The 17,516-nt window shown below is 67.4% G+C and carries 22 protein-coding genes; 10 read left to right on the forward strand and 12 right to left on the reverse strand.

Translation table 11 applies throughout. The features are described from left to right. Nucleotides 1-70: 70 nt before the first annotated feature. Complete coding sequence (locus RCO27_RS18395) at nt 71-865, reverse strand: response regulator (protein ID WP_309004178.1); 795 nt, start codon at nt 863-865, stop codon at nt 71-73. Between the two features lie 296 nt (nt 866-1,161). Here RCO27_RS18395 and RCO27_RS18400 point away from each other — a divergent pair, with 296 nt between their 5' ends. The 3 genes from RCO27_RS18400 (at nt 1,162) to RCO27_RS18410 (ending at nt 3,330) form a co-directional block, all read left to right on the forward strand. Next, nucleotides 1,162-1,365, forward strand: a complete 204-nt coding sequence (locus RCO27_RS18400) for a NepR family anti-sigma factor (protein WP_309004179.1) — start codon at nt 1,162-1,164, stop codon at nt 1,363-1,365. A gap of 30 nt (nt 1,366-1,395) precedes the next feature. Continuing rightward, the gene (locus RCO27_RS18405) at nt 1,396-2,970 is read left to right on the forward strand and encodes a sensor histidine kinase (protein WP_309004180.1); all 1,575 of its coding nucleotides are present in this window, start codon (nt 1,396-1,398) and stop codon (nt 2,968-2,970) included. A gap of 111 nt (nt 2,971-3,081) precedes the next feature. Next, nucleotides 3,082-3,330 carry a hypothetical protein gene (locus RCO27_RS18410; protein ID WP_309004181.1) on the forward strand — a complete coding sequence of 83 codons (249 nt, stop codon included), beginning with the start codon at nt 3,082-3,084 and terminating at the stop codon, nt 3,328-3,330. 6 nt (nt 3,331-3,336) lie between these two features. On the opposite strand, the gene RCO27_RS18415 is transcribed toward RCO27_RS18410, so the two are convergent. Then, nucleotides 3,337-3,873 (reverse strand): TetR/AcrR family transcriptional regulator, encoded by a 537-nt coding sequence (locus RCO27_RS18415; RefSeq protein WP_309004182.1) that lies wholly within the window; start codon nt 3,871-3,873, stop codon nt 3,337-3,339. A gap of 454 nt (nt 3,874-4,327) precedes the next feature. Between RCO27_RS18415 and RCO27_RS18420 the strand changes: the two genes are divergently transcribed. After that, nucleotides 4,328-4,453 (forward strand): entericidin A/B family lipoprotein, encoded by a 126-nt coding sequence (locus RCO27_RS18420; RefSeq protein WP_309004183.1) that lies wholly within the window; start codon nt 4,328-4,330, stop codon nt 4,451-4,453. Nucleotides 4,454-4,504: 51 nt separating this feature from the next. Here RCO27_RS18420 and tatC read toward each other — a convergent pair whose 3' ends face one another. From tatC to RCO27_RS18445, 5 genes are all read right to left on the reverse strand, one after another. Then, nucleotides 4,505-5,290 (reverse strand): twin-arginine translocase subunit TatC, encoded by a 786-nt coding sequence (gene tatC / locus RCO27_RS18425; protein ID WP_309004184.1) that lies wholly within the window; start codon nt 5,288-5,290, stop codon nt 4,505-4,507. Next, nucleotides 5,287-5,763: a Sec-independent protein translocase protein TatB gene (gene tatB / locus RCO27_RS18430; RefSeq protein ID WP_309004185.1), complete on the reverse strand. Its 477-nt coding sequence runs from the start codon at nt 5,761-5,763 to the stop codon at nt 5,287-5,289. The genes tatC and tatB overlap by 4 nt, the downstream gene beginning before the upstream one ends. Before the next feature lie 35 nt (nt 5,764-5,798). Beyond that, nucleotides 5,799-6,050 (reverse strand): twin-arginine translocase TatA/TatE family subunit, encoded by a 252-nt coding sequence (locus RCO27_RS18435; protein ID WP_309004186.1) that lies wholly within the window; start codon nt 6,048-6,050, stop codon nt 5,799-5,801. A gap of 29 nt (nt 6,051-6,079) precedes the next feature. Then, nucleotides 6,080-6,694: an SMC-Scp complex subunit ScpB gene (gene scpB, locus RCO27_RS18440; RefSeq protein ID WP_309004187.1), complete on the reverse strand. Its 615-nt coding sequence runs from the start codon at nt 6,692-6,694 to the stop codon at nt 6,080-6,082. A gap of 160 nt (nt 6,695-6,854) precedes the next feature. Beyond that, entirely contained in the window at nt 6,855-7,619 is a 765-nt protein-coding gene (locus tag RCO27_RS18445) for a ScpA family protein (protein ID WP_309004188.1), read from the reverse strand. 89 nt (nt 7,620-7,708) lie between these two features. On the opposite strand from RCO27_RS18445, the gene RCO27_RS18450 reads away from it, so the two are divergent. From RCO27_RS18450 to RCO27_RS18470, 5 genes are all read left to right on the forward strand, one after another. After that, nucleotides 7,709-8,884 (forward strand): MFS transporter, encoded by a 1,176-nt coding sequence (locus tag RCO27_RS18450; protein ID WP_309004189.1) that lies wholly within the window; start codon nt 7,709-7,711, stop codon nt 8,882-8,884. 23 nt (nt 8,885-8,907) lie between these two features. After that, nucleotides 8,908-9,303, forward strand: a complete 396-nt coding sequence (locus tag RCO27_RS18455) for a YbaY family lipoprotein (RefSeq protein WP_309004190.1) — start codon at nt 8,908-8,910, stop codon at nt 9,301-9,303. A gap of 93 nt (nt 9,304-9,396) precedes the next feature. Further along, on the forward strand, nt 9,397-10,317 hold the full coding sequence (locus RCO27_RS18460; RefSeq protein WP_309004191.1) for a UDP-2,3-diacylglucosamine diphosphatase: 921 nt from the start codon (nt 9,397-9,399) through the stop codon (nt 10,315-10,317). Continuing rightward, nucleotides 10,314-11,408 (forward strand): glycosyltransferase family 1 protein, encoded by a 1,095-nt coding sequence (locus tag RCO27_RS18465; RefSeq protein ID WP_309004192.1) that lies wholly within the window; start codon nt 10,314-10,316, stop codon nt 11,406-11,408. The genes RCO27_RS18460 and RCO27_RS18465 overlap by 4 nt, the downstream gene beginning before the upstream one ends. 234 nt (nt 11,409-11,642) lie before the next feature. Further along, nucleotides 11,643-12,299 (forward strand): alpha/beta hydrolase, encoded by a 657-nt coding sequence (locus tag RCO27_RS18470; protein WP_309004193.1) that lies wholly within the window; start codon nt 11,643-11,645, stop codon nt 12,297-12,299. Nucleotides 12,300-12,362: 63 nt separating this feature from the next. On the opposite strand, the gene RCO27_RS18475 is transcribed toward RCO27_RS18470, so the two are convergent. The 4 genes from RCO27_RS18475 to RCO27_RS18490 form a co-directional block, all read right to left on the reverse strand. Continuing rightward, nucleotides 12,363-12,704 (reverse strand): type II toxin-antitoxin system RelE/ParE family toxin, encoded by a 342-nt coding sequence (locus RCO27_RS18475; RefSeq protein ID WP_309004194.1) that lies wholly within the window; start codon nt 12,702-12,704, stop codon nt 12,363-12,365. Next, the gene (locus tag RCO27_RS18480) at nt 12,704-12,979 is read right to left on the reverse strand and encodes a type II toxin-antitoxin system Phd/YefM family antitoxin (protein ID WP_309004195.1); all 276 of its coding nucleotides are present in this window, start codon (nt 12,977-12,979) and stop codon (nt 12,704-12,706) included. Before RCO27_RS18480 ends, RCO27_RS18475 begins: the two co-directional genes overlap by 1 nt. Nucleotides 12,980-13,030: 51 nt before the next feature. Further along, nucleotides 13,031-14,032, reverse strand: coding sequence for a beta-N-acetylhexosaminidase (gene nagZ, locus RCO27_RS18485; protein ID WP_309004196.1), 1,002 nt, complete (start codon nt 14,030-14,032; stop codon nt 13,031-13,033). Nucleotides 14,033-14,124: 92 nt separating this feature from the next. Next, nucleotides 14,125-14,613 (reverse strand): hypothetical protein, encoded by a 489-nt coding sequence (locus RCO27_RS18490; protein ID WP_309004197.1) that lies wholly within the window; start codon nt 14,611-14,613, stop codon nt 14,125-14,127. A 217-nt stretch (nt 14,614-14,830) separates the two neighbouring features. Between RCO27_RS18490 and RCO27_RS18495 the strand changes: the two genes are divergently transcribed. Then, nucleotides 14,831-15,529, forward strand: a complete 699-nt coding sequence (locus tag RCO27_RS18495; protein ID WP_309004198.1) for a response regulator transcription factor — start codon at nt 14,831-14,833, stop codon at nt 15,527-15,529. On the opposite strand, the gene RCO27_RS18500 is transcribed toward RCO27_RS18495, so the two are convergent. Then, entirely contained in the window at nt 15,462-17,480 is a 2,019-nt protein-coding gene (locus RCO27_RS18500; RefSeq protein WP_309004199.1) for a hybrid sensor histidine kinase/response regulator, read from the reverse strand. The two genes, RCO27_RS18495 and RCO27_RS18500, sit on opposite strands and share 68 nt — an antisense overlap. Nucleotides 17,481-17,516 lie beyond the last annotated feature (36 nt).

The following is a 17,516-nucleotide window of genomic DNA, read 5'->3' on the forward strand; positions in this document are numbered from 1 at the left end:
GCTCTTCAGGTTCCATTCGTTACAGCAGGGCAACGCCCGCACGTCGTAACCGGTTCCCGCCAAACGACATTCAGGCCGGCACCGTCGCCGTGTCGAAGAACAGGGCCTGGGCGATCGCCGCCTTCACCGTCGAGCGCTGGAACGGCTTGGTGATGAGGAAGGTCGGCTCCGGCCGCTCGCCGGTGAGCAGCCGCTCGGGAAAGGCGGTGATGAAGATCACGGGCACCTGGAATTCGCCGAGGATGTCCTTGACCGCGTCGATGCCGGAACTGTCGTCGGCGAGCTGGATGTCGGCGAGCACCAGGCCGGGCCGCTTGGCGAGCGCCTGGCTCACCGCCTCGTCCCGGGTGACGGCGACGCCGGTGACATTGTGGCCGAGGTCGCGAACGATCGTCTCGATGTCCATCGCGATGATCGGCTCGTCCTCGATGATGAGCACGTCGGCGCGGGTCTGCCGTTCGATCTCGGCCAGCGCCTCGGCGACCAGGCTTTCGACCTCACCGGCCGACGCGCCGATCAGATAGCCCGCGTCCTCCGGCGTGAATCCCTCCATCGCGGTCAGCAGCAGCGCCTGGCGGGACAGCGGCGTGATCCGGGCGAGGCGCGCCTGCGCGATGCTCTCCGGCTGGTCCGGATCGACATGGCCCGGCTCCTCCTCGACATTGGCCGACGACCAGATCGCGTGGAACGTCCGGTAGAGGCCGAGGCGTGGATCGACGTCGCGCGGAAAGTCGCCCGGCGCCGCGACGATCGCCTCCAGCGTCGCCCGGACGAAGGCGTCGCCATGCGCCTGGCTGCCGGTCAGGGCGCGGGCATAGCGCCGGAGAAAGGGAAGATGCGGCGCTAGTTCCTGGCCAAGCGACATTCGGTTAAACTCCTTTGCGGTGCTCCCGGGCTATCGGATGCAGCCCACCCCAAGCAACCCTTGATAGAGAATGCTCTATAACTCGTACGGTTCCGAAACGATCCCCGGCCCAGCACGTGCCAAGGTGGAACCAACAGAGGACTTTTTTGTTTCCAAGCCCACGCGGCCCCATTATCCGGGGTCGCCTTTGGTATCGGGCGTCTGTCGGCGGGGACGGCTTGGCTGGAGCTGCACAGGCGCATTGTTGAGGGCTGCGGGGCGCGGCCTTTGGTGCTGGCCGCGAGGGGTTAGGAACGTTGAGCGTACAGGCCGACAGGGACAAGCAGCGCAAGCGAAGAACAGAAACCGAGGAGGCTCCCGTCCCTTCCCCCAAATCGACCCGCAACCGGAAGGAGTCCACCCCGGGCAACGTGGGCGACGCGCTTCGCTCGGTTTACCAGCGCACCGTGGATGAGGACATCCCGCCCGAGATGCTCGATCTGCTGGGCAAGCTCGGCTAGGCGGGCTGCCGCCATGCCGCAGGGGACGACGTGAGCGACCAGCGAACCGGGTGGTGGACCCGATTCTGGGCGCGTCTGGCGACCGGTCCAAAGATGCTCGTGATCCTGACGCTGGGCCTGCTGCCGCTCGGCGTCGTCGCGATCCTCACCTCGATCCACAGCGCGCGCGAGAACAGCGCCGAGCGGGCGCGCCAGACGCTGGCCCGGCTCGACGACAAGGCGGAACGGCTCAACGAGCTGCTCGCCCGCACCGCCGGCACGATCCGGGCGGCCAACGCCGCCGTTGTCGCCGCGCCACCAAATTCGCAGATCTGCGAGGTCGCATTGCGCCGGCTCGGCACGTTACAGGCGATCCCCGGCCGCTACGCCCTCTACCGTACCGATGGACAGCCGAGCTGCGCCAGCGCCGGTTTCGCGCCGTCGGCGGCGCGGGTCGCCGATCCGGGCAGCGACCTGGCGATCGGCGCCGACGGCCAAGCGCTGAGACTCGTCCTCTATGACGATTTCGGCCGGATCGAGGGGATTGCCGAGTTTAGCCGGGCGGCGCTGCGCGACCTCACCTTCATCCCGGGCACCAGCGCGGATTTCGATCTCGAGCTGCTCGGCGGCGGCCGGCGCATGCTCTTGCGCAACGACTACCGGGCGGTCCCCTTCGTGCAGGCGCTGTCCGACCTCGCTCCGATCGGCGACGAAGGCTTCCAGCTGCGCATCCGGCTCGGCGCCGCGCCGGTCCGCGCGGTCGATGTCCTACTGATCCTGCTTCCGGTCCTGATGTGGCTGGCGGCGGCGTTGATCGGCTGGATCATCGTCAATCGCCTGCTGCTCCAGCCGCTCGGCAGGATCCAGCGCGTCGTCTCGCTCTACAAGCCGGGCGACCGCCCGCTCGATTTGCCGAGCTTGCGGTCGCCCGCCAAGGAGATCGGCGAGCTCGGCCAGGCGTTCGATCAGGTCACCCGCACCATGGCGCGCCACGAGGCCGATCTGGAGGCGGCGGTCGAGCGCCAGAAGCGGCTCGTCCGGGAGGTCCATCACCGCGTCAAGAACAACCTCCAGGTGGTCGCCTCGCTGCTCAACCTCCATTCGCGCGGCTCGCCCAACGAGGAGGTCGCCGCCGCCTATGCCTCGATCCAGCGGCGCGTCGACGCCCTCGCCGTCGTCCACCGCAACCATTATGCCGAGCTCGAGGAGAATCGCGGCGTCGCGCTGAAGTCGCTCGTCTCCGAGCTCGCCGCGAACCTGCGCGCCAGCGCACCGGCGCAGGCGGCCGGCATGCAGATCCGGCTCGACATCGCGCCCTTCCATGTGACGCAGGACACGGCGGTGTCGGTTGCCTTCCTGGTCACCGAGATCGTCGAGTTCGGCATGTTATGCGGGGCGAGCGCGGTCTCGATCGTGCTGGAGGCTGCGGAGGACGCTGGCGCCGCCCGCCTCACCATCGAAGCAGATAGCCTTGTCGATGGCTTCGACTGCGATCCGGCTCTGGCCGAGCGGTTCGACAGGATCGTGATCGGCCTCGCCCGCCAGCTTCGCTCGGCGCTCGACCGCGACCCCGAGCACGGCCGCTACGCCGTCCGGCTGGCCGTTATCGACCGCGCCGAGGCGTAATCACCCCTCACCCAAAAATAGATGTTTCCCGGCGCAAGTGCGATATTGACCGACGGTCGGTCTGGTGTTATTGAGAACGAGTCGCAGTAATTTGGACACGGGCAGGCGAGGATGGGTCGGGAGGATGACGCAGCGCAACCAGGGACCGGGCTTCTGTCGCCCCGCAGTGCCTTTCGGCTGCGCCAGAGCCTGCACATTAAGCTCGAGCGCCGACTCGCCGCCGCGGCCTGGCGTTGCCGCGAGCGGGCCGCGGCGAAGCGCTGGGAGAATGGTGGCGAGGCCGGCTGGCTGGAGGAGATGGCTGCGATGCTCGACGCGGCACGCGCCGCACTGGCTGCGGCAAAATCGGATCCCGCCTGACTCCGCTCAGCAGTGCGCCGGGCCCAGCAGGCGCCGCACCATCGCCGAAACCCGGTCGGCGAGACCCGTCCGGTCACTGCCCCGCGCGATGCAGTCGTCGACGGCTCCGTGCATGCCCTGGAAGATCATGATGGCCGCAAGCCGGACATCGTCGACCGCCCACGCGCCCGCCGCGATGCCGCCCGAGATCAGCCCTCCCAGCCGATCGAGGATGGCGTTCATTTCATCGCTACCGCGATCATAGGGCCCGTAATCATGGAAGACGACATCGTGGATCTGGAAATTGTCGAGATAGGCATCGACCGCGCCCGCCACCCAGGCACGCATCCGGGCGTCCCAATTGTCGGGCGATGCCTGGACGGCGGCCTCGACGCTCGCGACGAATGCGTCCGAAAAGCGTGCCCGCAGCGCCGTGACGATGTCCGCCTTGGTCTCGAAATAATGATAGAAGGTGCCCTTGGAGACGCCGGCCGCCGACACGATCTCGTCGACGATCGTCGCCTCGACGCCCTTGGCGATGAACAGGGCCGCCGCCGCATCCATCAGCTCGTCGCGGCGAAGATGCGGCGCTTTCGTTCGTGGCCTGGAAATGATGTTCGGCTCCCGCTTCGACCTTGTCCGGGCTAACATGGCGCCAGCGGGCAAGTCCATTGCGACGCCTCATGGCGCCGGAATCAGGCGCTCCGCCGGAACTCTCGGAAAAAAATCATCAACCCGTGGAACCGGCATCCTCCTCTGTCGTTGTGCGGTTCGGATAGTGACCTTTTGCCCCCCCGCTCTCGCTATCCAGAACATGGACCCGGATGCGCAAACCTCCCCCCCCCCGGTAGCGCGTCCGGGTCCGAATTCTTTTTGGGCCAAACGCTTGTTTTTCCTGACTTAGCGACACTTTCCACCGGTTCGTCACGGCCGCGGAACCGAAGCGCCTGCGCGGGCATTTTGCGCACATATGGCACTGCCTCATCCTCCGGCGGCGCCAAGGTTCAGGAGACGGTCGATGAAGAAGCTGATGTTGATTTTCGCGCTATCCGGCGGATTCGTGCTTACCGCGTGCAACACCGTCGAGGGCGCGGGCCGCGACGTCCAGTCGGTCGGCAACGCGATCGAGGACACCGCGGACTGAGTGTTGCAAGCTTGGGAGAAGGAGAGCGCCGTCCGCCCGGCGGCGCTTTTCTTATGCGTCGGCCTTGGCGGCGTCCTTCGCCCGGCGCCGCTCGGTAAACCAGATCGCGATCAGCGAAACTTCGTAGAGGAACACCAGCGGGATCGCGAGCAGCAGCTGCGAGACGACATCCGGCGGGGTCAGGACCGCGGCGATGACGAAGGCAACAACGATCGCATAGCGCCGTCCCCGCTTCAACTGGTCGCGCGTGACCAGCCCGGCACGCTCCAGCAACATCAGCAGCACCGGCAACAGGAAGGCGACGCCGAAGCCGAAAATGAAGCGGGTCACGAAATCGAGATAATTGCCGATGCCGGGGAGCGCCTGCGCCTCGACCCCGCCGATATTGCCCTGGTAGCTCAGCAGGAAATGCAGCGCGACCGGCATCGCCACGTAATAGGCGAGCGCCGCGCCGCACAGGAACAGGAACGGCGTCAGGAAGATGAACGGCGCGAAGGCACGCTTCTCCTTGGCGTAGAGGCCCGGCGCCACGAACTGCCAGAGCTGGTTGGCGATGATCGGGAAGGACAGCATCAGCCCCGCGAAGAAGGCGACCTTGATCTCGACGAAGAAGGCCTCGAACACCGCCGTATAGATCACGCGGTCCTGTCCGGCTGCGAGCAAAGGCTGGACCAGGAAGGCGAAGATCGGCCGCGCCTGCCAGAGGCAGAAGGCGAAGGTGATGGCGAGCGCGGCGAAGCTCCACAGCAGCCGGCGCCTCAATTCGATGAGATGATCGAGCAGCGGCGCCTTGCTGGCGTCGAGCTCGTCCTCGGCGGTCCGGTCGACGTCGCTCACGGCCGGTCGTCCGTGGCAGATGCGGGGCCGACCGCCGGGATCGGCGGCGCCGGGCTGGCCTTGCGCGCCCGCGGCGCCCGACGCGGGGGCGCCTTCGGCTTGGAGGCAACCGGCGTTTCGCTGGAGGCCGTCGCCGGCTCGGGCAAGGGCAAGGGCAAGGGCAAGACAGGATCGGCAGGCGCCGACACGACGTCAGCGGACTTGCCCCAGTCGCTTTCCACCGCCGGCGGCGCCGACGACGGGCCCTCGCGCATGATCCGCTCGTTGTTGGCCTTCCACTGCTGCTCCATCTCCTCCAGCTCGGCCTCGCGGATCATCGTGTCGAGGCCGGAGCGGAAATGGCGGGCCATGCCACGGGCCCGACCGACCCAGTGACCTACGGTGCGCATCACGCGCGGCAGATCCTTCGGCCCGATCACCAACAGGGCGACGACCGCAATGATCAACAATTCGCCGGAATCGATTCCGAACATCGCGCCCTTTCAGGCCTCAAGAGAGGCGAGCGAACCTAGCGCCGGTCGGCGTCGGGGGCCGGCGCGGGAGTGACCGCGGGATCGACGGCCGGGCGCGCCTCGACGGTGCGCTCGTCGGCGATGCGACGCGCGGGTGTCGACGCCTCCTCGTCCTCGGTCATACCCTTCTTGAAGCTCTTGAGGCCCTTCGCGACGTCGCCCATCATGTCCGAGAAGCGGCCCTTCCCGAACAGCAGCAGGACGACGAGGCCAACGATGAGCCAATGCCAAAGGCTGAAACCGCCCATTTCAAGATTCTCCCAATATCACGCTGAATTTAGGCGTCTTCGCCGTCAGTTTCCAGTTCGGCGTCAATTTCGCCCTCTTCCATGCCGTCCAGACCCAGCCGTTCGAGCGCCGTATCGACCGGATCGAGCAGCCCTGCCGCCTTGAGATCGTCGATTCCCGGCAGGTCGCGCCGGCTCTTAAGCCCGAAATGTGTCAGAAATTCTTGCGTCGTCGCATAAGTGAGCGGGCGCCCCGGAACCTCGCGCCGGCCGGCGGGGCGGACCCAGCCCGCCTCCATCAGCACGTCCAGCGTGCCCTTGCTGATCTGGACGCCGCGAATCGCCTCGATCTCGGCGCGGCTGACCGGTTCGTGATAGGCGATGATCGCCAGTGTCTCGACTGCGGCACGGCTCAATTTGCGGCTTTCCTCGCGTTCGCGCCTGAGGAGATGGGCGAGATCGGCAGCGGTCTGGAAATGCCAGCGCTTGCCCCGCTCGACCAGCTCGACGCCGCGCCCGGCATAGTGCGCCTCGAGCTCGGCCAGCGCCGCCTTCACATCGATGCCCTCGCCGAGATAGGCCGCGATGTCGTCGAGCCCGAGCGGCTCGGCGGCGGCGAACAGGGTGGCCTCGACGGCGCGGACCGAGTCGGGCAGCTCCCGCATCACCTCCCCTCCCTAGCAGGGAGGGGCCGGGGGTGGGTAGCGACTGCGCCCCCTCGATGGGCGCGAAGGCGCCTGCGGCATCCTTGCGGGCATCGAGCCCGCTCGGCTGCGACCCACCCCCAACCCCTCCCTAAAGAGGGAGGGGAGTTTCTTTCCCTTCTCATGCCGCCCTCACATAGAGGGGCGCGAACGCCTCCTCCTGCTGCAGCTCGACCTTGCCGGTCCGCGCCAGCTCCAGCGTGGCGACGAAGCTGGAGGCGAGCGCGGACTTGCGGAATTCCCGGTCCTGCGTCTCGGGCAGGAAGGATTCGAGGGTCGTCCAATCCATCTTCGCGCCGATCATCCGCTCCAGCCGGTGGATCGCCTCATCGAGCGTCATCACCGGCCGGCGCGACACCACATGGACCGCGGGCTGGGATCTCGCCCGCACGATGCCATAGGCGGAGATGAGGTCGTAGAGATCGGCCCGCCAGGCGGCACGGCGGACCACGGTCAGCCCCTCCGGCGCCGCGCGCACGAACACGTCGCGGCCGATCCGGTCGCGGGCGATCAGCCTGGCGCCGGCCTCGCGCATCGCCTGGAGACGCTGGAGGCGCAACTGCAGCCGCATCGCCAGCTCTTCTGGGCCGGGATCGACGATCGGGTCCTTGGGCAGCAGCAGGCAGGATTTGAGATAAGCGAGCCAGGCCGCCATCACGAGATAGTCGGCGGCGATCTCCAGCTTCAGCTTCTTCGCATCGACGATGAAGGCGAGATACTGCTCGACCAGCGCGAGGATCGAGATTTTGGCGAGATCGACCTTCTGCGCCCGCGCCAGCGTCAGCAGCAGATCGAGCGGACCTTCCCAGCCGTCGAGGTCGAGCGTGAGCCGGTCCGCCTCGGAGGCAGGGGCGGCCAGCTCGAAATCATCCGGGGAGTCGCTCACGAAGGCAAGCCTAAGACGACGCGGACGGCGGCGCTAGCCCGGCGCGGCCGCGGACGATAAAGCCCGGTCGAAATCTGGGGATAAGCCACGTGACAGGGGAACGGATCGCGCGCCCGCGGCTGGCGCTGGGGCTGGTGGTGGCGGCGACGGTGCTCGGCATCATGGGTACGGACCTCGTGCTGCCCGCGGTGCCGTCGCTGCCCGAGACGCTGGGCGGCGACGCGGCAGCGGCGCAGCTCGTCCTTGCCGCCTATGTCGCCGGGACCGGCGCGGGCCTGCTCGCTTTCGGCGCGCTCGGCGATCGTTTCGCGACACGCACGCTCGTCATCGTCTCGTTGCTGCTGACCGGCCTGGTCTCCTTCGCCTGCGCCTGGGCGCCGTCGATCGGCGCGCTGATCGCGATGCGCGCGGCGCAGGGCGCGGTCGCCGCCGGGCCGGCAGTATTCGCACCGGCCATCGCGCGGGCGATGTTCGACGAGGCCGGAGCCGTGCGTGCGATCGGGGCGCTCGGCAGCATCGAATCGCTGGCGCCGGCGCTGGCGCCGATCCTCGGCGTCTGGCTGCTCGCGATCGGCGGGTGGGAGCTGTCGTTCGAGCTGATCGGCGCGATCGCGCTGGCGCTGGCGGCGCTGAATCTCGTCCTGCCGCTCGTCCCGCAGACCAGCCGGCGCGCCAGCGGCAGCTATGGCCGGCTGGTCGGCGATCCCGTCTTCCTGCGCTATGCGCTGAGCCAGGCCTGCGTGCTCGGCGGCCTGCTCGTCTTCGTGTTCGGTGCGCCGGCGGTGCTGGTCCGTGCGCTCGGCGGCACGCTCGCCGACTTCATCGTCATCCAGCTCAGCGGCATCACCACCTTCATCCTCGCCGCCAATGTCGCCGGCAGCCTGGCAAGACGTTTCGGGGCGGAGCGGATGATCTGGCTCGGCACGCTGGTCGCGACGGCCGGCGCCGCGGCGATCCTCGGCTACGCGCTCATCGGCGGCACGAACCCGATCGTGATCGCGGCGCTGTTCGTGCCGATCAACACCGGCCTCGGCCTGCGCGGCCCACCGGGCTTTTACCGCGCGGTCATCGCCTCCCATGGCGACGACGCCCGCGGCAGCGCGCTCGTCATTCTCGCGATCATGGCCGTGACCGCCTTCGGCACCGCAGCGGTCGCACCGTTCATCGAGCAGGGGCTCGTGCCGCTGGGTATCGGCGCATTCGTGCTCGAGCTCGCGGCCCTTGCCTGCCTGGCCGGCTTGCCGCCCCTGCCCGAGACGGAGTAGCTTGAGCGGGAAGGAGACGGCCCATGCGACCCCTGCTGCTCATCCCGCTCATCGGTCTCGCCGCCTGTGCGACGGCACCGTCGCCGGGTTCGGCGACACTGACCGGCACCGCCACCTATCTCCAGCGGATCGCGCTGCCGCCCGATTCCCGCCTCGTCGTCACGATCAGCGACGTGAGCCTCGCCGACGCGCCGTCGACGACGATCGCGGAGACCGAGACGGCGACCGAGGGCCGCCAGGTGCCGCTTCCCTTCTCGCTGACCTACGATCCGGCGCGGATCGAGCCGCGCCGCACCTACGCCGTCTCGGCCCGCATCCTCGACGGCCAGGGCCAGCTCGCCTGGATCACCGACACGCGCAATCCTCTGCCGCCGCCCGGCCAGAGCATCGAATTGAGACTCGTCCAGGTCCGTCGCTGACACGCGGCGGGCCGTCGCCCGCGCGATTCATTCTGTAACAATCCCAAAGCATAAGCGCCTCAAGTCGAACCCAAGGGCATGGGGAGGCGCCGGATGAATGCCGAAACCGTCGTCGTCGCCGATTCCGGCACGCCGACCACCGATCAACTTCGCAAGAACATCTCGAAGTTCGACAAGAAAGTCGGGCCGTCGGGCGCGCCCCGACGCCGTTATCGCACGATCTGGATTTCCGACATTCACCTGGGCACGCGCGGCTGCAACGATCATCTGCTGATCGACTTCCTCGACCATGTCGATTCCGACACGCTCTACCTGGTCGGCGACATCATCGACGGCTGGCGTCTCAAGAAGCGCTTCTACTGGCCCGAGCGGCACAATGCGATCGTCCGCCGCGTCATGAAGCGCGCCAAGCACGGCACGCGGGTCGTCTACATCCCCGGCAATCATGACGAGATGTTCCGCCAGTTCGCCGGCATGAACTTCGGCGGCGTCGAGATCCGCAAGAAGGCGGTCCACGCCACCGCCGACGGCCGCAAGCTGCTCGTCCTCCACGGCGACGAGTTCGATGCGATCATGCTCGCCCACCGCTGGCTCGCCTTCTTAGGGGACGCCGCCTACGACATGCTGATGCGGCTCAACATCGTGGTGAACGTGGTCCGCCGCTGGCTGAACCTCCCTTACTGGTCGCTTTCCAAGCATGCCAAACACAAGGTCAAGAACGCGGTCGAGTTCATCTCGCGTTTCGAGGAGGCGGTGGCGCACGAGGCGCAGCGGCTGAAGGTCGACGGCGTCGTGTGCGGCCACATCCACACCGCCGAGACCCGCCAGTTCGGCGACGTGACCTACTATAATGACGGCGACTGGGTGGAAGGCTGCACCGCGCTGGTCGAGCACCAGGACGGGCGGATGGAGATTCTCCACTGGGCCGACGAGATTGCGGCACGCGCGGTGCCGCAGCCGGCCCATGCCTCCGATCCGGTGGACGATCCGGTCGACGAACTGGTCGCGGCTTGAACAGGATCCTCATCGTCACCGACGCCTGGTCGCCGCAGATCAACGGCGTGGTGCGCACGCTGCAGACGGTGCGCGCCGAGCTGGAGAAGGAGGGCTGCGCCGTCGAGGTGATCTCGCCGGACCTGTTCCACTCCGTCCCCTGCCCTACCTATTCCGAAATCCGCCTGGCGCTCGCCACAAGGCGGACGGTCGGCGCGCGGATCGAGGCGTTCGCGCCCGATGCGCTGCACATCGCGACCGAGGGCCCATTGGGCGTTGCGGCGCGCGGCTGGGCGCTGAAGCGCGGTTACCGCTTCACCACCGCCTACCACACCCAGTTCCCGGACTATGTGGCGCAGCGCACCAGGCTGCCGGCCAGCCTGTTCTGGCGCTACATCCGCTGGTTCCACCGGCCGAGCCAGGCGATCATGGTCTCGACCCAGACGATGGCCGCCCAGCTCGCCGCCCAGGGCCTGCCGCAGACCGCCCATTGGGGCCGCGGCGTCGACCTCACGTTGTTCCGCCCCGACGCCGCGCCGCATCCGGCCTATGAAGGGCTGGCGCGCCCGATCCAGCTCTATGTCGGCCGGGTCGCGATCGAGAAGAATATCGAGGCGTTCCTGGAAAGCGGCCACCCCGGCAGCAAGGTCGTGGTCGGCGACGGCCCGGCTCTGGAGAGCCTGAAACGCCGTTTTCGCGAAGCGCACTTCCTCGGCGCGCTGCGCGGGCCGCCGCTTGCCTCGGCCTATGTCTCGGCCGATGTGTTCGTCTTCCCCAGCCGCACCGACACGTTCGGACTGGTGATGATCGAGGCGCTCGCCTGCGGCACGCCGGTCGCTGCCTATCCGGTTCCCGGCCCGCTCGACGTGCTGACCGAGGCGGTCGGCAGCATGGACGAAGACCTCGCGCGCGCGACTGCAGCGGCGCTGACCAGGAACCCGGCGGATTGCGCCGCCTATGCGCAGGGCTTCACCTGGACCGCGAGCGCGCGCCAGTTTCGCGCGGCGCTGACGCCAATGCGGCCGGTGTCAGAAAATTGCCGTGCGCTCGCGCAACCGGTCGCTCGCGCTCAGGAAAAAGCACAAAGCGAGCTTGCCGAACAGCAGGGCTGACCCGCCCAGGCCCTTGAAAAAGTTCGATATCGCCATCGAACGACTCCCCAGTGATCGGGACGAGTCGTCCAGTAGCAGCCGATTGTGTCGCTTATGCTTCAACGCCGGACGCGGATAAGCTTCGGTTGGCCGCATGGCCATTGTCAACTTATCAGGTAGAGATAATCTGCGGCCATCAAGAACGGCACCGACCGGTCCACCGGAGGGCTTCCTGGAGAGACATGGGAGGCGAAGGTGCAGATCATCGGATTGCCGGGCAAGACGGACGACGCCGGGTTCGAAAGAACGGCGTCACAGCCCCCGACAGACATTCTGATCCTGCCGGGGCTCGACAACTCCGGACCGCGTCACTGGCAGGCCCACTGGGGAGAGCTCACCGGATTCCGCCGGGTCGACTTCGGCAATTGGGAGAAACCGCGACTTCACGAATGGGTGCCCGCGCTCGACCGGGCGGTGCGTGCGAGCATGCGGCCACTTGTCTTTGCGGCACACAGCCTCGGCTGCCTCGCCGTCGCCTGGTGGGCGTCGCTGCGCTGGACCGCAGCCTTCGCGGGCCGGGTGAAAGGCGCGCTGCTCGTCGCGCCGCCCGACGTGGACGTGCTCGACGCCTCCCCACGCCTCCGCGACTTCCGCCCGTCGCCGCGGCTGCGCCTGCCCTTCCCGACGATAGTGGTCGCCAGCCGCGACGATCCCTATGCGCGTTTAGAATGGTCGCAGGCCGCGGCCGAAGGCTGGGGAAGCCGGTTGGTCGACCTCGGTGCGGCCGGCCATATCAACGCGGAGTCGGGCCTCGCCGAATGGCCGCAGGGCCTTCGCCTGCTGGCCGAGCTGTCCGGACACAATCCGAATCTGCTTGTCGCCGAACTGGGATTGAGACGCGCACTGGCCTGAGAATCCGCCAGGGCGCCGCGTGGCGGGCGGCGATTGCGAGGCGCCGCCCGTCACGCCACCGGATCAGCCGCCACCAAGCAATCGCTGCTCCAGCAGCGCACGCATATCGCGCCGCCCGTCCGCAATCAGAACGACGAACACCATCCCATCAACAATCTTGTAGACGATCCGGTAGGGCGCATGGAGCAACTGGCGGAACTCGCGGATACCAAGTGCGGCGAGTTCCTTCGGAACGGTGCCGCGTGTAGAAAACGCCTCAAGCGTTTCGACTTTGCCGGCAAGCGCATCCAGAAGTGCCTCGGCCTTCTCGGGCGACCGATGGACCGTCATATAGTCGTAGAGTGATTCCAGGTCCTCTTCGGCGCCCTGCGTGAGAAGCACCTCGTACGCGCTCGCCTGCGCCATCAGGCGGAGGTCTTTTTCTCGCGAAGGCGCTTCAGGACCTCGCGTGCAGGCCGGGTGCGGCCCGCCTCGATGTCGCGGTTGCCGAGCGCGAGCAGCTTCAGCAGCGCCAGTGTCTCCTGCGTCTCCTCAAAGGACGCGACATCCTGAAGAACGGCCTTGGCCTCACCGTTCTGGGTGATCAGCATCGGCTCGCGACGGGATGCGATGTCGGACAGGATTTCGGCCGCATTGGCCTTGAGAAAGCTGATCGGCTTTACACGGCTGGAATAACGCATCTCGACCTCGAACTGAATTCAGTTCGAATATAGTCCGCCCACCGGAAGAGTCTATGCCTGCGCCAAAAGCACGTCGCGCTTGCCCGCCAAGGCCTCGTAGCTTCCCGATTTGGTGCCGATGCGGGCCATTGCCCGCCCGAGACGCGCGCGGGCCTTGTCGCCGATCGCCGGCAAGGCTGCGGCGATCTCCCGGCTTTCGGCAAGGATCCCGGAGCAATGCAGGACCACGTCGCATCCTGCGGCGATCGCCGCTTCGGCGCGGGCGGCGAGAGGTCCCGCCAGCGCCGCCATGGCAATGTCGTCGCTCATCAGGAAACCGTCGAAACCGATCCGGCCGCGGATGACCTTGTCGATGATCGTCGGGGACAAGGTGGCACAGCATTCGGCGTCCCAGGCCGGATAGAGAACATGGGCGGTCATCGCCATCGGCGCGTTCCTCAGAGCCAGGAACGGTGCAAGGTCATCCGCCAGCCCGTCTTCGCTCGCCTCCACCACGGGCAATTGCTTGTGGCTGTCCGCGCCAGCGCGGCCATGGCCAGGCATGTGCTTGACGACGCCGATGCAGCCGCCTGCCTCCAGCCCCTCCAGCACCGCCCGGCCGAGCGCGGCGACCCGCATCGGCTCGCCGCCGAGCGCCCGATCGCCGATCACGTCATGCGCGCCCTCCCGCCGCACGTCGAGCAACGGCAGGCAATCGACGTTGATGCCGATCTCGTCGAGGGTCAGCGCGATCGCCTGGGCATTGACCCGCGCCGCCTCGATCGCGCTGATCGGCGCGACCTCGTAGAGCTCGGCGAAGCGCCAGGCGGCGGGAAAGGGGGGCCATGCGGGCGGCGCCAACCGGGCGACGCGACCGCCCTCCTGGTCGATCAGGATCGGCAGGTCGTCGCGTCCGCTCAGCGCGCGAAGCGAGTCGGTGAGTGCCCTGACCTGCGCCCTGTCCCGGCAGTTGCGCGCGAACAGGATGTAACCGGCGGGATCGGCATCGCCGAAGAAAGCGCGCTCGTCGGCGCTCAGTGTCTCGCCGGACAGGCCGAAGATGGCGGGCAGCATCCAGGCGCCCTAACAAAGCCTACCCGCACAATAAAGGAGGGGCACCTTTCGGCGCCCCTCCTCCCCCCACAACAGGGCAGCGACCGGCTGCCCTACTGACTGTACAACTCGGAAATGTGGAGCTGGGCGGGCTGCAGGCTGCTGTTGCCGTAGGTGCCGATCCAGATCTCGTAGCGGCCGGACGGGGCGTTGTTGAAACGCACCGCCGGGTTGAGCCCGTTCTGGCCGCCGTCATCGTCGCAATACCAGCGCCCGTCCGGGCCGTTGATGACCAGCGTCGTATCGGCGCTGGAATTGGCCGAGATGATCAGCGGCAGATTGCCGGCGGTGAAGTTCAGCCGCACGTCCGGCGCGCTGGCGATGAAGCCGCGGCAGGCGCCGCCGATCGACGACGAAGCGTCGATATTGCCACCCGAGCGGACGTTGACGACGTTCGGATCGGGGGTGAAGCCGGTGCGCAGGTTGACCGTGCCGTAGCTCGGGTTGCCGTTGAAATTCTGGGCCGAAGCCGGAATGGCGGCGGCGAGCGCAGCGGCCAAAGCCAGCGATCCGGCGACCTTCACGGGGCGAAACAAGGACATGGCGAACTCCCTTCGAAAGGGTTGGAACCTGGTGTCGCTTCGGCGTCCCCGCCGCTCGACAATCGGGAAGATGCCCGGGTGAACCGAAGAAGTAATTCCCGCAGATGTCCTGAAAGCCGCCCCGCAGATGTCGGGCGGCGGCATCCGACAAATGCCGGGATGGCGGGGGACTATAGGCGGGCGATATGATGCCTGCTTGTTCCGGAACGCCGCCCCCATGACCGATCAGCCGCTCACCATCCTCCTCCTCGAAGACCAGTCTCTGGTCCGCGCCGGCATGCGCGCGCTGGTCCAGATCAGCGAGCCGCACGCGCATGTGCTGGAGGCGGCAAGCTATGAAGAAGCGGTCGCCCAAGCGGAATCGACGTCGATCGACATCGCCTTCCTCGACATCGATCTGAAGGACTCGCGCTCCGGCCTCGATTTCCTGCGCTGGCTACGGGTGCGCGAGCTCGACACGCGCGCGATCATGCTGTCCGGCCGGGCCGAGAAGGACATCGTCATGGCCTGCCTCAACGAGGGCGCCAGCGGCTATATCCTGAAGGACATGGAGAGCGACGGCGTGTTCCGCCGCGCGCTCGACACGGTGTTCCAGGGGAGCATCTACCTGCCGGCCTCGGTGATCGGCCGCGGCGGCTTCTCGCCCGCTTTGCCGGCCGCGCCGGTGCCGGTCTCGCCGGAATCATTGGGCGTCACCGGCCGGGCGCTCGAAGTGCTCTATTATGTCTGCCAAGGGCTGCCGAACAAATCGATCGCCCGCAACATGGGGATCGAGGAGGGCACGGTCCGCAAGGACTATCTTCCCAAGCTGTTCCGTATCTTCAAGGTGGTGCGGCGGACCGAGCTGCTCATTGAAGTGTCGCGGCGGGGGATTGCGATCCCTCAGCCAGCGCTATTGCCAGACACTGTGCGCTGATCTCGGCGATCAGGCTTTCCGATGAGACCGGCTTGCGCAGGACGCGGCCGTCGCCGAGCCAGTCGCCTTCCTCGAACGCCTGCATCTCGCCGGTGATGACGATGAGCGGCAGCACCGTGTCGAACGCTTCACTGGTCAGCCGCACCACGTCCTTCGCCGTCCGCCCGTCCGGCAGGCGGAAATCGGTGATGAGCAGGTCCGGAATGCGTTCCAGGTCCGCGACGGCGGCGGCCAGCTCGTCATAAGAAGCATAGGCCTCGTAGCGCATGTCGAGCGTGTCGAAGAGCGCGGTCGCGGAGCGGCGCACCATCGCATCGTCCTCGACATAGAGGATGTAGAAGCCCGAGAGATCCATCGGCCCCGGCGGCCGGGTCGGCTCGTGGCGTGGCACCGAGGCGGCGGCGGCGCGACTGTAGGGCAGCTCCAGCGAGAACCGCGTGCCGACCCCCTCGCGCGACCGCATGTCGAGCCGATGCTCCGGAAGCAGCGGGATGATCGCATTGACGATCGAAAGGCCGAGCCCGACGCCCTTCTCACGGTCGCGTTCGCTGTTGCCGAGCTGCACGAACGGGTTGAACACCTTCGCCCAGTCCGCTTGCGGAATGCCGACGCCATTGTCGACGACGTCGATCCGCACCCGCCCGGGCAGGCAGACCACGCCGACGAGCACGCCCGGACCATTCTCCCTCGCCGGATCGCTGTACTTGATGCCGTTCGCGACGAGATTGCCGACCACCCGGCCGAGCAGGTGGGGATCGCTGTGCACGGCGATCGATCGGTCGCGGCGCCAGCGAAAGCGCACGTCGACGCCGCGTTCGGTGGCGACCGGCAGCAAGGGCGCCAGCGCCTCCTCGAGCATGCCGGTCAGGTCGAAATCAATGGGCTCGGCCTGGACGAAGCCGGATTCGAGGCGGGAGATGTCGAGCACCGCATTGAACGAGTTGCGGGTGAGACGCGAGGCGTCCTGGGCGAGCGACAGCACCTCGTCGCAGCGCGCCCTGTCATCCTGGTCGAGCGCGTGGCGAGCCGCGCCGAGCAGGTTGGTCAGCGCCTGCATCGGCTGCCTGAGGTCGTGGGCGGCATCGGCCAGGAACTTGGACTTGGCGACATTCTGCCGTTCGGCGAGCGCGCGCAGCTCGTCCTTGGCCTTGACCAGCGCATCGGTCTTGATCCGGGTCTCTTCCTGCGCCGCCTCCAGCCGCTTGTTGCGGTCGGTGAGCTGGCGCTCGCGGGCGAAGGCGTCGCGGGCGCTGCGCTCGAGCTCCACCGCGACCGCGCAGCCGACCAGCGAGAAGGTGACGAGGAAGATGAGCGCCGCGACATTGTAGTAGGAGAGAGTCTTGGAGAGGAACTCGACCAGGCTCTTGGGCGAGTTCGTGTCGGTCGTCTGGGCGAAGACAAGGAAGGCGATGCTGGCGAGGAGGAAGACGGCGGTGAGCCGGTAGACCAGCCGGCTGTCCAGCCGGAACAGGCCAAACATGAACAGCATGATCATCGGCAGGCAGATGAAGTAGAAGAGGTAATTGTACGGGAACTCGGTGACCGCGATCATCGCCAGCGACAGCAGATAGAGCACGGCCAGGCCCCCCGCCGACGCGATCGCGACGGTGCGCGGCTCACGGGCGCGGACGATCGCAACCGCCAGCGCGGCGATGCACAGGGCGCCCGCCAGGCGGAGCGTCGCGATGATGCCGAAGGCCGCGCCGAACTCGGCATTGCGCTGGCTGTGGAACCAGTCCCAGCCGAAATAGGCGACCCAGATCGCCGCCAGCAGCACGACGGCGGCATGGCGGGCCGTCGCCCAGCGTTTCGCCATCTCGGCCCGATAGACCGCCTCCAGCAGCGGATCGAACCGCGGCGGCGGCGCGAACATATGGGCGAGGATCGCCGGCACGCCGAATGCCGCGCGCCACCCCCTGCCGTCCCCTGTCGAGCCCGTCGTCGCCACCATTCACCCCTGTGGGCCGATCCTAGACCCCAATGGGTT

This window comes from Sphingosinicella sp. LHD-64 (genome assembly GCF_031157375.1).
GTDB lineage: Bacteria > Pseudomonadota > Alphaproteobacteria > Sphingomonadales > Sphingomonadaceae > Allosphingosinicella.